General features: G+C 41.0%; 13 protein-coding genes. 4 read left to right on the forward strand and 9 right to left on the reverse strand.

Annotated elements, in window-relative coordinates; all coding sequences use genetic code 11:
- Nucleotides 1–162 precede the first annotated feature (162 nt).
- Nucleotides 163–1,575 (forward strand): sensor histidine kinase, encoded by a 1,413-nt coding sequence (locus KPX09_RS00065; protein WP_249548376.1) that lies wholly within the window; start codon nt 163–165, stop codon nt 1,573–1,575.
- A 946-nt stretch (nt 1,576–2,521) separates the two neighbouring features.
- Here KPX09_RS00065 and KPX09_RS00070 read toward each other — a convergent pair.
- Together KPX09_RS00070 and KPX09_RS00075 are read right to left on the reverse strand one after the other, a co-directional pair.
- Nucleotides 2,522–3,334: a cell envelope integrity protein TolA gene (locus KPX09_RS00070; RefSeq protein WP_249548377.1), complete on the reverse strand. Its 813-nt coding sequence runs from the start codon at nt 3,332–3,334 to the stop codon at nt 2,522–2,524.
- Nucleotides 3,335–3,647: 313 nt separating this feature from the next.
- Nucleotides 3,648–4,352, reverse strand: a complete 705-nt coding sequence (locus KPX09_RS00075) for a MotA/TolQ/ExbB proton channel family protein (protein WP_249548378.1) — start codon at nt 4,350–4,352, stop codon at nt 3,648–3,650.
- Between the two features lie 189 nt (nt 4,353–4,541).
- Between KPX09_RS00075 and mutL the strand changes: the two genes are divergently transcribed.
- Nucleotides 4,542–6,536: a DNA mismatch repair endonuclease MutL gene (gene mutL, locus KPX09_RS00080; protein WP_249548379.1), complete on the forward strand. Its 1,995-nt coding sequence runs from the start codon at nt 4,542–4,544 to the stop codon at nt 6,534–6,536.
- A 139-nt stretch (nt 6,537–6,675) separates the two neighbouring features.
- Here the strand turns inward: mutL and KPX09_RS00085 are convergent, their stop codons facing one another.
- From KPX09_RS00085 to dprA, 4 genes are all read right to left on the reverse strand, one after another.
- Entirely contained in the window at nt 6,676–7,017 is a 342-nt protein-coding gene (locus tag KPX09_RS00085; protein WP_410518460.1) for a P44/Msp2 family outer membrane protein, read from the reverse strand.
- Nucleotides 7,018–7,326: 309 nt separating this feature from the next.
- Nucleotides 7,327–7,659, reverse strand: coding sequence for a hypothetical protein (locus KPX09_RS00090; RefSeq protein WP_346017212.1), 333 nt, complete (start codon nt 7,657–7,659; stop codon nt 7,327–7,329).
- Nucleotides 7,660–8,372: 713 nt separating this feature from the next.
- Nucleotides 8,373–8,537 carry a hypothetical protein gene (locus KPX09_RS00095; protein ID WP_249548380.1) on the reverse strand — a complete coding sequence of 55 codons (165 nt, stop codon included), beginning with the start codon at nt 8,535–8,537 and terminating at the stop codon, nt 8,373–8,375.
- Nucleotides 8,538–8,932: 395 nt separating this feature from the next.
- Nucleotides 8,933–10,048, reverse strand: coding sequence for a DNA-processing protein DprA (dprA, locus tag KPX09_RS00100; RefSeq protein ID WP_346017213.1), 1,116 nt, complete (start codon nt 10,046–10,048; stop codon nt 8,933–8,935).
- Between the two features lie 296 nt (nt 10,049–10,344).
- On the opposite strand from dprA, the gene KPX09_RS00105 reads away from it, so the two are divergent.
- Nucleotides 10,345–10,755, forward strand: a complete 411-nt coding sequence (locus tag KPX09_RS00105; RefSeq protein ID WP_249548382.1) for a hypothetical protein — start codon at nt 10,345–10,347, stop codon at nt 10,753–10,755.
- A gap of 438 nt (nt 10,756–11,193) precedes the next feature.
- Here the strand turns inward: KPX09_RS00105 and KPX09_RS00110 are convergent, their stop codons facing one another.
- Nucleotides 11,194–13,878, reverse strand: a complete 2,685-nt coding sequence (locus tag KPX09_RS00110; protein ID WP_249548383.1) for an FtsK/SpoIIIE family DNA translocase — start codon at nt 13,876–13,878, stop codon at nt 11,194–11,196.
- A 53-nt stretch (nt 13,879–13,931) separates the two neighbouring features.
- Nucleotides 13,932–14,210: a YggT family protein gene (locus tag KPX09_RS00115; RefSeq protein WP_248886680.1), complete on the reverse strand. Its 279-nt coding sequence runs from the start codon at nt 14,208–14,210 to the stop codon at nt 13,932–13,934.
- A gap of 178 nt (nt 14,211–14,388) precedes the next feature.
- On the opposite strand from KPX09_RS00115, the gene KPX09_RS00120 reads away from it, so the two are divergent.
- Nucleotides 14,389–15,657: an HlyC/CorC family transporter gene (locus KPX09_RS00120; RefSeq protein WP_249548384.1), complete on the forward strand. Its 1,269-nt coding sequence runs from the start codon at nt 14,389–14,391 to the stop codon at nt 15,655–15,657.
- 1,273 nt (nt 15,658–16,930) lie between these two features.
- Here the strand turns inward: KPX09_RS00120 and thiE are convergent.
- Complete coding sequence (gene thiE, locus KPX09_RS00125; protein WP_249548385.1) at nt 16,931–17,962, reverse strand: thiamine phosphate synthase; 1,032 nt, start codon at nt 17,960–17,962, stop codon at nt 16,931–16,933.
- Between the last annotated feature and the right edge of the window lie 45 nt (nt 17,963–18,007).

Consider the following 18,007-nt stretch of genomic DNA (forward strand, 5'->3'; position numbering starts at 1 on the left):
AAACCACAACTATCCCATAATACTGACTGGTCAACGCTTAGGATAACTCCTCTATTTCAAATAGGTCAACAGAAAAGTACCTTGGAAGCCAAATGATCATTAAGGATTGATGCTCTGAGAGTATGCTATATATTTTTAGGACAGTTCGAGAGCGGTGTATCTATGCTTAGATTGGTCTTCAGATTTCTGATAAGGGCGACATTGGTTATACTGTTTGTTGGGTCAATGTGGTTTACTTATGCATATGTATCTGACAGAACGCTAAGTAAAGCAGCTATAACAATAAACACAGAACTGAATAATGTATTTGAGCATTTGATTTTAAGAAAATACATAGTATTGTTGCGTGGAGCACCTGTTCATGTTGGTACTAACCCCTATCATATCAATCTCATAATTAAAATGCAGGCAGAGTTCATGCATGCCCTCCATATGCTTAAAGGCGTTGAGTTGGTTTTATATAACGCTAACGGGAATGTCATGTTCACCGTGAGTGATGATATGGATACGGAAGTCAGTGATAAAAGTATTGTGCTATCTCCTGAAGAGCTTTCTCTTCTTTCCAAGGGGGAAATCGTGCATGGAACGAGCGCGTATGGCATATACTCTTCCGTGTTTCCCCTTATGGATGAATCAGGAGAGCCCATAGTATTTCTGCGAGTCACAAGGGACTGCAGCGAGATGGCGGTTTTCTTTTCTAACTCTAATTTTGTATTTGTAATACTAGTAGGGATTGCTGTAGCAATCTGCGTAGTGTTGACTCTTGTCGTATACAGAAAAAATGTAAAGTTGCTTAATAGCCAGTACGATGCAAACCTTGAGTTGCAAGAAAAGAAGGAAAACGCAGAAAAAGAGAGCGTCAGTAAATCACAATTTCTTGCGAATGTCAGTCACGAGTTACGTACTCCTCTAAACTCCATTATAGGTTTTTCAGAAATAGTTCAGAGAGAGTCTCTGGGACCACTTTGGAATGCGCAGTACAAGGAGTATATCAAGGAGATAAACCATGCTGGTGTACACTTATTAAGTCTAATAAACGACATATTGGATTTTTCTAAGGCAGAAGCAAATAAACTCAGTGTAGAGCCCGTAAAATGCGATCTGCGTAAGATAGTGGATTCCTGTTTTAACATGATGTTACCCAAGGCTCAGGAAGCCAAGGTTGAACTAAAGCGTGATATGCCAGAATCACAAATAGTGCTGATGGTTGATGCAAGAAGAATGAAGCAGGTTATACTCAATATACTAACTAATTCCATTAAATTCACGCCAGAGAAAGGGTTTGTAAGGTTGTCTGTTGAGAAAAAGCAGGGAGAAGTGGTAATAGAAATATGTGACAATGGCATAGGTATTGCACAACAGGATCTGTACAAAGTAATGTCAGTATTTGGGCAGGCGGATAGCACACATTCTCGCAAATATGAAGGAACAGGATTGGGTTTGCCACTGAGTAAAAAGTTGGTAGAGCTGATGAATGGTACTTTCAGTATTAAAGGTGAAGCAAATCTTGGAACAGTTGTAACTCTCTCATTTCCATGCGTTGAAGAAAGACATGAGAGCGAAAAGGCCTTTTAATTTTTGGTATACGGTTTACAGCCTATAAGCGATAAGGAAGAATAGAAGCTTCGGTACCCAAATATTGAGTAGTATTCTCCTGCTTTATTTCCAGATAGCAGCGATAATGTGCAGAAACTGTGTATTGTGGAGTATGTGCAGTTTATAGCATTTATACTAGTGGTTCTCTACTGAATCATGGCTGTTAAAGCCATTTATGATTCATACTCTGTTTTGTACAGCATGTGGGGTGCCTGTAGATGCAGTGCAAAGCCTTGGGAACTGTAATAAGCGTAAGTGTTTATTGCAGCACTTTACACATGATACCTGTACGGGTATTTCAAGATAGGAATGAGGATGCATTCAATGAGCTCATAGGGGATTTTCAGATAAAACACCAAGAATATGTCCACCCAAGTATTACAATACAATACTCCTTATAGTGTATGAATCTGTAGTGTGGTGTCTCATGTATATTACGTCAACTTGAAAACGTGGTATCTATCGTTCTTAGAACGTGTTTATATGTTGAGGGTTGAAGCGTAATATATTTATTTTAGCCTGTATTTACGGGGTCAAAGAAGTAATGTGTGTTTCTCGATTAGGATTTTCAATACACACGTCACGTATTATTTAAAGGTAGGTCCCGCTCACTAAGATTTGGTTTTTTGTTTCTGGACTTGTTAGAGGTGTTCACTAGCCTGCACACAGTGTTGAGTATCACAGCAAGCTCGTAACAGTGGGAATAGAACGTAGTTACAGATAAGGCAGTAGTTTCTAAACTAAGACTTCAGAACTTGCTTAACTGGTATTCAAGTATTAGCTATCTCATGAGATTTGGTACTTCTTTTATCTAATGCCTAAAAGTAACCGCCAAGGTTACTTTTACTGCCGATAACCTTCTACATTCTAGCCCTGCACCAATGCAGAACCCGTTACTTTAGAATATCTAGAGATACGCTAATACCTAAGAAATTTGCTGGGGATTGAAAGTCAACACAATTTCATTCCAGATACTATAGTCAGTTCCTCGTAGCTCTGTTATAGGGTTGCACTTATGTACTGCACGAAGGGCGCTATCTGCAAGAGCTCGGTAAAGTGGATCATGATCATATAGATTGGTATCAGAAATAGTAGCAGCGGTGACTTTACCACTAGGGTCTAGAGCCAACTTGATTTTCACTACTGCACTATTATCATCATCTATGCCAGCAGGCATAGTCCAACACTTTGCAAACTGTTCTGATAAGGAGTCTACCACCTCCTCAGGAACATGATTCTTAAGAACGTTTTGGAATATAGACTTAGAATACCCAAATAACCCCTTTTTATGCGGATTGGTATATCTCGCCCCAGGTTGCTGCTCGTATTCATACACGGGTTGCACTACCATTAACTCTTCCTGAGATGCCAAGGTATTAACGGTGATATCAGACCTTGCCAAAGACATTCTTGCGGGTTTCTTACTGCTTTGACTTGGTGGTTGAATACCTGGTTTGGCATAGAGTCCTGCGCGCTGTATGTCCTCAGTACTATTCACTAAAGTAGCAACTTGTGACTCAGAAGGTGCTACATAATCTACACCTTTAGTTTGAAGTTGTGATTTGATTGCAATATCACTGCTGTTTGGACAACAGGAAGCGGTAGAGACCCTGTATGACTCAGGTGATGAGGTGCGCACAATCAGAAAAACCCCCATCACCAAATGCACAAGCAACGAGGATATTATATGAATATTCTTTCCTAGCGCTCTACGTATGCCACCCCTGACGGACAACACAGGCCGCCTCCACATTAATCGAGACACCATCTCTCTCCTATACAAGCATGAGCAACTTACAACAAACAACAATAACAAGAAGAAGTGAGCTAGACCATGACTTTACACCGAAGGTTATTATAGTAGATGCAGAAAATATCAAACTGACCAGTTGAAAACTAACCGTATAAGTACATAGTACTGTTTTATGAAGTGGTCAAGACAACAGGGCACAGAAGATGTACTTCCCGTACATCGATTGTTTGTAATATATTTAACAATATTAAGAAAAATATGAAAAAATACATCCTACCCTTCGCATAACACAATAACTTCAGCTATCTTTGCTCTCAAAAGAGGAATCAGAAGCACATTCTTCGTTTGTTATGAATGCACCCAGTTCGTAAACCAAATTACCTAGTCTATGCGATAACTTAGTCACATAAGCCGTAAAGCCATTGTAAAATAGTTGGGCAGGAATTGCCACTAACAGCCCAAGGGCCAACGTATATAAAGCCTCTGCCATATAAGGGTATAATACAGATCCTATTTGTTGCGATTCAGCAATAGAGACTGCTTTAAAGCTCTCTATTACCTTCCAAAGGGTACCAAGGAGCCCAATATAAGGAGCAGAAGATCCAATCGCAGAGAGAGGACCTAGTTGTTCTTCCAGCTTATCGACTTCTCTAGTGAGTTCAGAATTAATGGCCCTGTGAAACCCCTCTTTTTTGTTGCGAAGCTGTTGTGCGTGTTTTATCCCATGCTGCAATATTCTAGCGACAACACCGCTACCGCATTCTACAATTTCTCTTATACCCAAAGCGGTACCACGGGAATTGAAGACAGCTTCAACATCGTGCAGCTCCCGCTTATGTCTGTTGAGAACGAAACACTTTTTAAAGATTATGGCCCACGATACTAAGGAAAAAGCAAGCAACACGAGCATAACTAAACGTACCACGATACTAGCTTCGGCGAATACACCAAATGCCGAAACTCCGTTCTGGATGTGCACTGCCGATTCAGCTATCTCTTCCATAAAAAAGCCACCGAATTACTGTCAATCTCTATACCTTTAATTCCTTGTGGTCAATAACAAAAGCCCTAATAATAAATTAGGGTGTCCCAAACACAAGTTAGCAGAATTGTGTATAGAGTGGCATGAACCATTATGCATGGTATAGGAGCCTACAACGTATAGATGTGGTTGATCTATAGTGGTAATGCTGTGAGTGCTTTCAACATAAGCACTGAAGGCATGATGTTGTTCATCAGCAGCTTTGCGGCAACCGTAAAATTGTTATTATGTGGTAATATTGTGCCAATAGTAGTTTTGAGTGCGCAGACGATCAATAAAATTGCCGCAGGTGAGGTAATAGATTGTCCAGCGAGCGTGGTAAAGGAGCTGGTAGAGAATTCTATAGATGCGGGAGCCAAAACCATAAATGTGCATGTTGACAAAGGAGGTCGCAACTTAATTTCTGTAAGTGATGATGGTTGCGGGATCGCATGCGAAGAAATGGAAAGAGCATTTATCGGTCACGCTACATCTAAGCTCATTGATGGAGACCTTGCAAATGTAAAAACCATGGGCTTCAGGGGTGAAGGTCTTACAGCAGTTGCATCGGTAGCCAGGGTGAAGATGGTTTCGAAGCATGTAGATGCAGAGAGAGCCTGGTCTATCACATTCGAAGGAGGAGAAAAAACCAGGGATTTAGCCCCAGGGGTTTTGTCTTGTGGTACACATGTGGAAGTGAGAGACTTGTTTTTTGCGACTCCTACGAGGCTGAAGTTTTTACGGACAGAAAAAGCTGAGATGCAAAATATTGTGGATTTGCTCAACAGGCTGGCCATGATCAACTATACCATAGCGTTTTCTCTTACCATAGTTGAACGCCAGATCTTTAAATACTCAGCGCAGGAAAGTCTTATCGAGAGATTGAAGGAAATGAGAGCGTTTGGTGAAGTTTTCTGTGAACAATCACTGGAGATAAATCACTCTGTAGACCACGTAAGAGTATACGGGCACATAGGTCTGCCGACGTTTAATAAGTCTAAGCCGGGGATGGTACACACTTTCGTTAATGGTCGGCCAATTTACAGTACTTTACTGCTTGGGGCGGTGAAGTTTGCTTATCATGGGTTAATACCAAAGGATAGGCATCCTGTTGTTGTTTTAGCTCTGGATATTATGCCTGCTTACATTGATGTTAATGTGCATCCTAGCAAAATGGAGGTGAGGTTTCAGGATAAGCGTCTTGTATATAAGGCAGTGATTGATGCATTAGGTGAGGCTTTGTCTAGCAATGTGTATGCCAGGTTTTCACCTGCCGCAGCTTCTACGGAAGGACATGATCATTTTGCTATGGATAGTATTGAAAAGACCTACGGAAAGTTTTTCTCAGGGGATACAGAAGCATCTTCAACTATGCAACTGCAACCAGAGGTGTTAAATCATAACATACCGATGCCGTTTGGCAGTAGTCACGTTGATGATGCAAAAAGCACATATGATACCGGGTTTTGTTCTGATCACACTCACCATCATAATACAAAGAGTCCGGTGCAGACAAAAAGTTTTTCAGCAAGATCATCTTCTGCTACAGAAAGCAAGATGGAGCAGGGGTGTATGTTGGAAGAACCGCCTTTGGGTTATGCGGTGTGCCAACTATTTGAGAGATATATCATCTCTAGAGCAGGAGATTACGTCATAATAGTTGATCAGCATGCTGCTCATGAAAGGCTTGTATGTGAGTATATAAAGAAGGTCACAGAACAAGAGGGAATTAAAAGACAAGTTCTGCTGATGCCAGAGTTTATAGAGCTTGGAAACGAGTACGAGCTAGAATTGCTGACTGAGTATCGGGAAAAATTAAGAGATTTGGGACTTATAGTAGAGCCTATGGGTGACCTTACGGTGGTAGTGAGGGAAGTCCCTGCTATCTTTGGTGTGGTCAATGCTAAGGCGCTAATTTCTAAGATATTAGAAAGCATAATGACAAAAGGAGATGAACTTTTTGTGAAAGGTAAGCTAAGCCATATTTGCGGTACAGTTGCGTGCTATAGCTCCATAAGAAGTGGTAGGATTATGAAATTAGAGGAAATGAATAGCCTACTTAGGCACATGGAGAGTACTCCGCATTCTGGTCAGTGTAACCACGGTAGGCCTACGTATGTGAAGCTTAAATTGTCAGAAATAGACAAGTTGTTTGAACGTACGTAAAGAACTGCATACCTGGTACAAAAGTGATATACGGTTGCTTTTGATGCGTTGGTAGAACAACTACTGGTGATGAGTTTTTGTGTGGGTAAATCAGGGTCATGTCATGACAGTCAAATAACATATTTAAGTGTGATCGTGCTCATAAGGAAAAGATCGGTGCATACGTAAAGCAGAGAGACATACTAGATAACAGAAAAGTGCTGAGTCCTGGTGGTGGTTTGTACCATGTTGTTAAGCAGTATGGAGATGTTATTATGGTCAGTGTAAGAGAATCGACACTGTGAAGACTGTTTAGGGTACCAAAGAAGCATGTACACACGGTGGACACCATATCCTCTTGGAAATGTAATGGTAGCAACCACAGCAAAAGCCAAGTTTCAGGAGAAAGCTGATAACTCAAACCAACCTTTGATCTATAAGCAAGCTTAGGAGTGATGTGCCCCTCAACAACCCCCAGACTTTTTATCCATAGTTGTATAATGAGGTTCTAGATATAAACCTTTCCCTGATAATATAGTTCCTGATGAGTGTGTATAGAGACTTTGAAGCCCGTAACGGAATGTTAGGTAACATAAATCACTTCAGGATTTATAGCACTACGTGACGACAGTTATTCTTGTAAGCTATTTTCTTAAGCTATGAAGAAGTACCGCATCTACAGCGTTTCTTACTTCAATACCTCTGATGTGTCTTCTTCCCGTCGAGTTGAGATATTGTTTCATACGAAACCCTAAGATAGAGACCTAATAATAGCTCACCAAGAACTCCCTTAGCTCTATCCCTTAGGGCCTCAATTCACCATGGCCTGAATAGAAGAAACCGCCCTAATCTCAACAACCTCACCCCCTTCAATAGTTTTAGCTAGTAACCCAGCCACTATGGTTTTTTCTTCGGGAGTGAGATTCTTTACTAGGTCTTTAGCTACGGCCGTGGCATTACTATTAGGAGAACCTATCTTTGGCCCACCGCTCGTCGCTCCAGCCTGACCCGTAGGCCAGTTTTTCCCCTCACCTACTTTCACAGCGTTAACAAAACCACTAAGAGATTTAGGTCCCGTCGCGCTCGCACTACCTAAACCACTGCACTGAGCTGTCTCCTCATCGCTGCTCTTTGTCGGATTCACAGCGTACTTTTTACCCTTACCCGAGTTTATCGCCGCATGACTTCCACTACAAACCTTGCCATCGATGATAGGATGAGAGATTTCAACAGCCTTAGCAAAGTGAACAATGTCCTTACCTTATCTAATAAGAGCACCCTATACATAAACCAGATATGAAATCGAAAGATTACGAGACAAAACATACCTAGAGACTGCTTTTAGATACTCGGAGGAGCGTAGTTACTTAGTCTCCTCGCATATTAAACTCATTTGTAAACGTGAGACACTACAACTCCTTAGCTAGTAGATATACTGTATATGCTTCATCTTCCTTACTACCACTATCTCTAATACCCTTAGTCTTGTTTAATAATAAGATTTATTGCATAGGCTATTGGTATATCTAGCAATTCATAACTCTTATATCTAATAATAAATCCGTGGATAGCTTGATCAGAAAACCCTAGATATAAACCTGCTACCGAGTAACAGAGCTCAAAGTAGTGCGTATGGAGACTTGCATAAAATAATAAAGAATATTTAGAAAATACAGAGCACCCTAAGTTTAGTAAGGCAATTTAACCTGCATTGCGTGTAATTGGTCATCAATAGGCTAAAAAGAGTATATTGATAATTTAATAAGGGGGTTTATTTTTGTTTTTGTATGGTATAATAGGTCTTTACAAATCCCACTTCGGTGTAATCTATGGTGTAGACTCCATTAATATAGTACTCTAATCTTGACTTATAGGATATGCTGAGTTGACTTGTCGCGCAGAGCACGTGCCTCTTACGATCTTAATGGAATCGATCATTAACATCCGTGTAATAGCCACCAATACCGCAAAAATGACTCTTATGGCTGCACGAATAAAATCGTGCTCTCCTATTCTGAGCATCTTAGTATACACCCTCGCATCAAGCCTCTAACACCTTTCCAGGGCTTTGATACAGTTCCAACAACTTCTTGAACATATATACTACAAGAAAATCACTCGATACTGCTTGGTTCTAACGCCTTTTATAGGGTTTTCTAACCCAAAACAGCTACATGGTTACACATATGATGTGTTTTTCTAGAATTGCGGCAGGTGTGAGTAATGATGTCTTGTAAGACAGAGAAGAAAAACAAGATACGTCCCTGCATAGTGATAATACTATGTGCCCGCGATACGTACTTGTCATTTACATATCTGTGTATCCACTTCATAGAGAACATAACTCTTCTCTTTTCCGTAGTTACCATTACTGTAAATTTATCCGTGTTTTTGACATGGTAGTGAGCTCACAATACTTAGGAGGATGTCGCGATTAGTGCGAATCTGTTTCCCGGAAGTCTTTCTACCTTACCAGCAAGTTCTAGCTCTAACAAAGCTGCCAAGAGCACGCTTACATCCAGGTTACAGCAGATAACAAGATCATCAATGTTTGTTGGCGAAATACTGAGATTTTTTAGGATAAGATCTTGTACAGGAGTCGTGGTAGTATTTTTTGAGGTGCGTTTTTGAGTATTACGTAATGCGTGCTCCGTCCCCGTAATGCCGGAGAAACCAAGAACACTTATAATATCTGTGGCAGACTCAATTAAATAGGCACCTTGCTTTATTAAATCATTGCTACCTGCACACCTGCTGTCCAAAGGTGACCCCGGTACAGCAAACACTTCTCGACCTTGTGAAAGAGCAAAATTTGCTGTGATTAGAGATCCAGACTTCTTAGATGCTTCCACGACGACAACACATAGAGATAACCCAGAAATTATGCGATTGCGCTGAGGAAACAAACTTGCTTTAGGAATAGCAGAAAATGGTAGTTCAGAAATTAATAACCCACCTTCACGAACAATTGACTTATATAGTTTTGCGTTCTCCCTCGGATATATGACATTTATTCCATTTGCTATAACTGCTATCGTTGGTTTGCCATGATACGCAACGCTGTGTACAGCGCTATCAACACCTCGGGCTAATCCCGATACTGTAACGAAATTCATTTGGGAAAGCTCGAGAGATAACTCGTACGCTAGCCTAATGCTATTAGCCGACGCATCTCGGCTCCCCACTACAGCCACGGTGCGTGTACTTTGGAGCAGTTCTTCGTTACCCAATACAGTGATGACGGGCGGGGGATCAAATACATTGGAGAGCATTTTCGGGTATTGCTTGTCGAATATGTCGATTATTCTTGCGCCAATGCGCCTACAAAATTCAATTTCCTTCTCAGCATCATATACTGAGCAAACAGTTGCTATATCCTTGCATGCGCCCTCATGCAAAGCCTCTAACACCTTTCCAGGGCTTTTATACAGCTCTAAAAGCTTCCTGAACATTACAGGCCCTACTCCGGGTGTTCGAGCTAATCTCAGACAATCAATCAATGTGCTTTTTTCGGTTATTGAGGCATCGTTCATGGTAGCCTATAGATAAATTGCTTAAATCTATACTATGATTTGAAATAAGCAAGTGTTCTGACATGAATAATGCACACTCTAAAGTATACACAAGCGAGAATCACCATTAACGTGGCGAGTAAATCCACAGAGATTGCATAATCAATATATAAGCATATAAACAGTTTTCACAATGCCCCATATAAGCCAGGCTAGCACTCAGCTAATACAGGAGCTTATACGTAAAGTGGGTAGATGTAGATCTGATAAAGAAAGTATTAGGAGAAGGTGAGGACATTTATGCCAAAAATAACGTTTTGGTAGAGTCATTAGATGAAGAAGAGGAGAGCCCGCTGATAGCTGGAGTGGAACAACTTAGAAAAGATAAAGAAAAAGAATCTGAAAGTACCGGCGAACCCTATGTACCAGATTCAGTTTTCCTAGTGGCGTCGTTTCTGATGATGGTTACAGAAACTTTCTCTACGTTTTTTACAATGGCAGTTATCCGCTATGCTATAAAACCCTCTATAGTACACCGCGTAACGCTTGCTTATTTTGCGATGTACGCGCTGCTCGCTATGGTGCTTCTCTTAGATTCCTACGCAGCTTTATCGAAGCATCGTAAAGACCTTGAGAAAGGCAAGATATCCGGCAAAGACACCCCCTCTGGCAATTCATCCTCTATGACCGTGGAGTGCTATCTTCCAGCCGGGCTTAAACCTGACTAAGATCAGAGACGCATTTACACCACCGAATCCGAAGGAATTACTCAAACAAGTGCTAACTACCCCCACCCACAAAGTAGTACACAAGGGCTTCTAAGCCCAAACAATAGCAATCAGCAGAATAATTGCAAAGCTTACCCTACAACACTATGTTTATGTCCACTCATATAAACACGGTGCAATCCGGCACACTCTATCTCTCCCTTAACGAGGATATACAAGACTTTACTCTTCTAAAATGCTAATGAAAATCAGCAGAAATACTCTCCTGTAAGACTGCCTGCAAAATTCATGCGACCACAGCGTAATAGTAAACCCTCTCTAGCTCTTATTATAGCACACACAATACCCAAACCCTATGCTTTAGTGGGCTAGAATGCAGCATATTATGGGCTTAGACTGAGTGAATATAGTCTACCATTTTTAGACTAGATGTTCATACTAATCCACTATTTCTCTTTTGCCTAGGTGCCCTACCTCAGTTATTATGCCTTCACGCTCCATTCTTTCTACTATATTCGCAGCTCTGTTATACCCGATGCGCAATTGTCGCTGCACATAACTAACCGACGTCTTTCTATCTCTTAGCACAACCGAAACTGCTTTTTCATACAAAGCATCATCCTTGCAATCGAAATTTTCTGTAGATATTTCATCCCCTACACTGCTATCTAAGACCCTAGCGATACCTTCTACATATCTGGGCTTGCACTGCATACGCAAATGATTAACAACGTCTTGAACTTCATTATCACTAACAAAAGCACCGTGAATGCGACGTATTTTACCCCCTGCAACCATGTATAGCATATCCCCCATCCCGAGCAGTTGCTCCGCACCTTGTTCTCCCAAAATTGTTCTGCTATCAACTCGCGAAGTTACAGAAAAGCTTATCCTAGTGGGAAAATTAGCCTTAATAACACCTGTAATAACATCTACAGAAGGCCTCTGTGTCGCCATAATAATGTGTATGCCTGCAGCCCTAGCCATTTGAGATAATCTCTGAATTGATGACTCTATCTCCTTGCCGGAAACTATCATCAAGTCTGCCATTTCGTCGACAATAACTACAATATATGGAAGAGTGATATTTTTGATCTTTTCCTGCTCAAAAATAGGTTCTCCTGAATCCTTATCGTAACCCGTCTGCACAGTACGCTTAAAAACTTCACCACAGCATGCCGCCTCAGCAATCTTCTCATTATACCCCGTAATGTTCCTCACACCTACTGCCGACATCAACCTGTAGCGTTCTTCCATCTCCGCTACCACCCACTTTAGCACTGCTACTGCTTTTTTCGCTTCAGTCACCACAGGAGTCAATAAGTGCGGAATATTATCGTAAACTGACAACTCCAATACTTTTGGGTCTATCATTATCATTCTACACTGATCAGGCGTGAGCCTATACAATAATGACAGGATCATGGTATTTATACCAACTGACTTTCCCGAACCCGTTGTGCCTGCGATTAACAGATGGGGCATTTTCGTCAAATCACCTACTACAGGCTCGCCATCTATACCCTTACCTAAAATGATCGGTAACTTCAGATCACGGTCCAAATATTCCTTGCTTTCTATCAGATCACGAAGCACCACCATCTTTCTATTGCGATTCGGCAATTCAATGCCCATAACATTTCTACCAGGAACAACTGAAATCCTGGTTGATAAAGCACTCATAGACCGCGCTATATCATCTGATAAGCCTATAATTCGTGAAGACTTAGTGCCTGCTGAAGGCTCAAATTCGTATAGAGTCACTACTGGTCCATAGCGAACATCTATGATCTTGCCATATACACCAAAATCTTTAAGAACCTCATATAACTCCTCAGATTCATTTTTACAACATGCGCTAACATCCACTTCATCCTGCGCATGCTCCCGCCTATTCTCTAATAGCTCTACATGAGGCAGCGTGAAATTTCGTACCTCCTCCTGGTTGTACGATGCATCATCATCTTCTTCATACCCCTCTTCTTCCTCATACTCTTCTTCTAGAGCATCGTCCCCATCTAGATCATCTTCTTTCCCAAGGTCATAATCTTCTTCATATGGTTCCGAAACATTGAGAGAAGAGGAACTGTTCTCCAACTCATACTTTTCATCCTCTTCTTTATCATCTATATCCCAATCGTCCTCGTCGTATTCTTCTTGACAAGGAACAACATCCTCATCTACTTCTCCTGCAATGTCTCCATCACCACAACGCGTTAAGGATGTTTCGTACCTAGGTTCATCATGAAGTGGACTATCTTCTACATCATCTTCACAGTCTTCTTCAAAAGAATCATCTAGTGCACAATCATCAAATTCCTCTTCCTCATCAAAAAACTCATCCTGGTCTTCCTCATATTGATCTTCGGTGGCACTATCTTTCTGCTCAGGAACACCATGGGACTTCTCCTCGTATCCATAATGCTCAGAAGGAGCAAACGTGTTAATGATCTTCTCATCTGCGTACTCTCTATGTTGCCCATGTTCTACTGCGATATGCTCCCGTACGTCATCATCTTGAACAACATTCAATGCATAACGAGATGTCCCCTCCTCGGCAGTATTTACACCATGCATGACATGGCTCGTCGGCACAGTAATCTCTGAAATATTATTGCTTTTATTTTCTTTAAGTCTGCCTGCACTCACCCTCAATCTCAAGCGAGATAGAAATTTGGCCAGAATCCTAGCAAAAAATACAGGCACTTGCCACCATATAGAACTAAAAATGCCTATAGAAGCTAATAAGATCAATGTAATTAAAGAAAAACTTTCAAATTTTTGCCCTACAAAACCCCCGTAATGAAACACGCTTATAGCTTTAAATGAAAACTTTGCCAGTATTCCCGCAATGCTAACAGTAACGAGACATAGAGCTGGGATGTATATCCTGCGCACAAATCTAGGCAGTTTTTGTAACCACGCCAACGTTAAAATCCCGGGCACAACGCCTGCCATCCCAAAGAGTTGCACGAGAATGTCACCGAGATACGCTCCTGCCGTTCCCATCAAATTGCTTACCTCTCCAGCAGCAGTGCCAATACATCCTGTAGAATTTAATGCAGAGTCACACGCGTTATACGTAATAACTGAAGCTTCAAGAAAAACAACTAAGGACAGCACCAAACAGAAGCGGAATAATCCTGCTATGTACTTCATTCGAATATCCCATCCACTTACCCAAAGTAGTAACGCAATGCATACCTAAAAAAGCTGATAGAAATCAAAAGTATCATTGGTGACAAATCCAGACCTGCAACGCTTGGAATGTACCTCTGAATCAAAGCAATAGCTGGCCTGGATAATCTTGATAACGCCACATACGCCCTATACACGAACTCATTATCCCTATTTACTACCCTCATAGCGATTAGCCACCCCAGTAGCACATATGCGATAAGCGCGAAATTATATGCACTCAACAATGTATCGATTAGGTAAGCTAGCGGATGCATAATTTATCCATCACCTCTTCTGTGGCAGAGCACACCATTATACAAGAATACACATTAATTAAAAATGGAATTTGCCTTTTTTGTTTCTGTGCTAGTCATTGGGAAATTAACTAATATTTCAACTTGAAGATACTGCGATTGTCATATAGAATGCTCCTAGGATCGATGCCGTTTTCTAGTGTTGGTTATTGTTGCTTTGTCATTGCTCGCTTCCGCTTTCTTTTCTGCAGCGGAAACAGCTTTTACTTCTGTAAGCCCTTCGTTCATTCACAAGTTAGTGGTAAGTGGTAATAGGAGAGCTAGAGTTGTGGATGCTCTTACTGCCAGGAAGGAACTTGTAATCAGCACACTGCTAATCGGAAATACCGTTGCCAACGTAGCTGCGTCTTCTGTTGCTACAGCTTGGTTAGTAGGGTTACTGGGCTCTGAAGGATTAGTGGTTTCTACTGTCACTGTCACGTGCCTGATTCTGTTATTTTCAGAAGTGCTCCCTAAGACGTACGCTCTTCAAAATCCAGAAAAGATCTCACTGCGTACCTCAGTCATTGTGCACGCATGCTTTTTACTGCTCTCTCCTATAGCAGTTTCTATCAGATACATAGTAGACTTTGTAGTAAGGATACTTGGAATGCGAGGAGAAAGGGAGATGATTTCTGCTGTAGATGCGATGAGAAACCTCATATTGCTGCATGAAAGTAAGGGGACAATGTTTCAACAAGATCTAGATATGCTTAGCAGTGTCCTTGACTTGGCAGAGACTGAGATATCTCAAGTAATGACGCATAGGAAAAATTTGTTTGCTCTCAATATAGATGAGGATGTGAGCGCCTTGATAAAGCAAATTCTTCAAAGCAGTCATAGTAGGATACCAATCTGGAAGGAGCGTGAAGAATCAATAATCGGAGTCATACATGTGAGAGACGTTACTGATCTTGTACGAGAGAAGAGTAATAACGTAACTAAGAGTGATATATATAGCATAATAAACAAACCTTGGTTCGTGCCAGATACTACACCTCTTAGTGTACAATTACACAATTTTCGCTACAAACGTAGGCATCTTGCTCTAGTGGTAGATGAATATGGAACCTTGCAAGGCGCTGTTACTCTTGAAGATATTCTTGAAGAGATAGTCGGAGATATCTCTGATGAGCACGACATAGTTCCTGAAAGCTTAATTACCTCTGTTAGCGAGAATGAGTTTCACATTGGCGGTGGCGCCCCTATTAGGGATGTAAATAGGCAACTTCGCTGGAATTTACCTGAAGAAGCTTCAACTTTAGCTGGGTTAATTCTGCATGATGTAGAGCGTATACCTGAAGAGGGAGAGGTGTTCCATCTACACGGGTTTTTGTTTAAAATCTTGAAAAAAAACGGAAACACGATTTCCTTGCTAAGCGTTACTACTTCTCACAAAAGCTCCGACGCTCAACAGCCACAGGGCTGAAATATACGCACAGGCACAGAAAACATCTCTCGCAATTATCAGTGTATTAGCATTCTTAATCTATGATAGAATGTCTACAGTTATATACGGTGTATCTTCTCACAAAAACTCCGTATACTAAGGATCCAAAAACTGAACATCTACGTAGTCAGAGAAAAAATAACACGTTCTAATTCAAAATTTATTATTGGTATGTGTACCACCTAGTTTCCCTGCTAAATATAGAATGTCTCTATCTACCGTGCACCTTTATAACTCCTTCTCATGTTCTTTATACACCATACCATCTCACTTGAGCTGTATGGGGTGCGGTGTTCCAACGCCTAACTGCTGCATCCAAACAAGACCGGCACCCGTGAAGAAAGCGGGACAATTCTGTAACTGAAAGAAGAAAAGTGCGTGAGATTATCGTATAAGACTACTTATGCTCACTGTGAGAAAAAATAACGCTACTTTCAATACCCATCTCTAATGCAAACATAGTCTATCTCTCAATGTTAATGAACAAGAACGTTATGGTGTTCCATGCAAAAACCCGTAAAAAAGCAGCAGGCTAACTCTGTGACTGACGAAGAAAGAAAAAGATACGCGAGCTTAGCTGTGAAGTTGCACTCAAAACTTCAAAAATGGTGTCTAATGATAGCAACGTACTGAATTCCATTCCTTGCATAGATATTATGTCAGACTGCTTACCCTAAAAAACGTCTGTTAGCAAAAAACCTGATACTTAAGATACCTATCTGATGCACAAATAGCCTCTCAGTGTTAAGGGAAAGGTCTATGCTACTACGCGCGACGTTATAAACCGCATTTTCTTTAGGTACATGCTTGTTTAAAATAGATCATACATTACGTTTGGCTGATGTTTGTTCTGTCACTCATGAAGCTTCTGCTTATAAGAAACCTGACATATATAACCATTAAAGCGCTGTAAACCCGTTATAGAAAACCTACTTATTAAACCTCAAGTATTAGCTAGTTGCAAAAACAAAACTTTATCTAATAGGTCAGTATCACGCATTTGAAAGTCAAAGCACCCAAGATGTTTGCGTAGCAGTTTACAGTACGGAAAGTATTTCAGGAGAAGACAATTCTGTGAAATACGTAATTTCCCAAACTTTCGTCTCTGTGTTATGCGCATACAAAAATAAAACCAGGGTTCTTTAAAAGTATTTGAAAACATGCAATCTTTACCTCTGATAAAAGTCCATTCACCCCTTCTCTCTGATAATATGTTGGCTGTTAAATAGAGATAACGCTGCCCTTTCCTGACTTACACACCCAAACTACATTTATCAAGAAATCGACGTATAGCATCTTTTGGATCAGCAGCCTCAGTCACAGCAGAGATAACAGCTATTCCACCAGCATTGCACCGCACAACATCATCAATGTTAGCGAGCGTAATACCGCCAATAGCCACCACCGAGCAAGAACTGCTCTTCACCCATTGCTTTAGAAGCTCCAACCCCTGCGCATGAAACTGCATGCTCTTAGATGTGGTGTCATATATAGGTCCAAGTGCAATATATGATGGCTTATAGAAGCTTGCACGTGCAAACTCATGGTAACAGTGTGTACTGATTCCTAGCCGTATTCCCGAACATGATATCCTATATAAGTCAGCAGTTTTTATATCTTCCTGCCCAAGATGTATTCCGTATGCATTGTATTTTAGCGCTAGCTCCCAATAATCATTCACTATAAATCTTACACCATAACTTGTTGCAATTTCAGAGCATAGCTTCACCATGCTTTCCACTTCGCTCACAGGCTTATCCTTTGCCCTAAGCTGCATAGTTCTTACACCACAGCTCGCAGCAAATTCAAACCAATGTGTATCGGGAACTATTAGGTAAAAACCAATATCATCCATACCTTGAAAGCAAAACTCACTGGTCCCATCCTTACCAGAATATATATGTGGGAAATGCTCTCGTATATCGGCACTTCTACTATTTAGCGGTTTCAGACCATTAAGCCCTCTTGTAGCGTGTATTCTAGCATGCACCAGACAGTCCAAGTGTCGATCTCTCTCGTTTATGCAACGTGTCCCTGCTCGTACATCACTAACAACATGATGATATGCATCAACAAATGCGCCTACTTCTGAATCCTTATCGCATCTATACTGAAACTGCAGTTCTTCTATGCCATCAAAATAATAATCTACGCAAACCCCCCCGGTTCGCGTAACGCTTAATGCATACACATCCTGTAACTCTCTAGCATAAATGTCCCGAAGCGCCTCTCCTATAGATCTTCTGCCATGTAATGCTAGTTTTCGTCCATCAACTACGTACATAACATGCTCGCAACACATATAAAACTATACTATATACCACGCCTG

The sequence above is a fragment of the Anaplasma phagocytophilum genome (assembly GCF_023476575.1).
GTDB lineage: Bacteria > Pseudomonadota > Alphaproteobacteria > Rickettsiales > Anaplasmataceae > Anaplasma > Anaplasma phagocytophilum_A.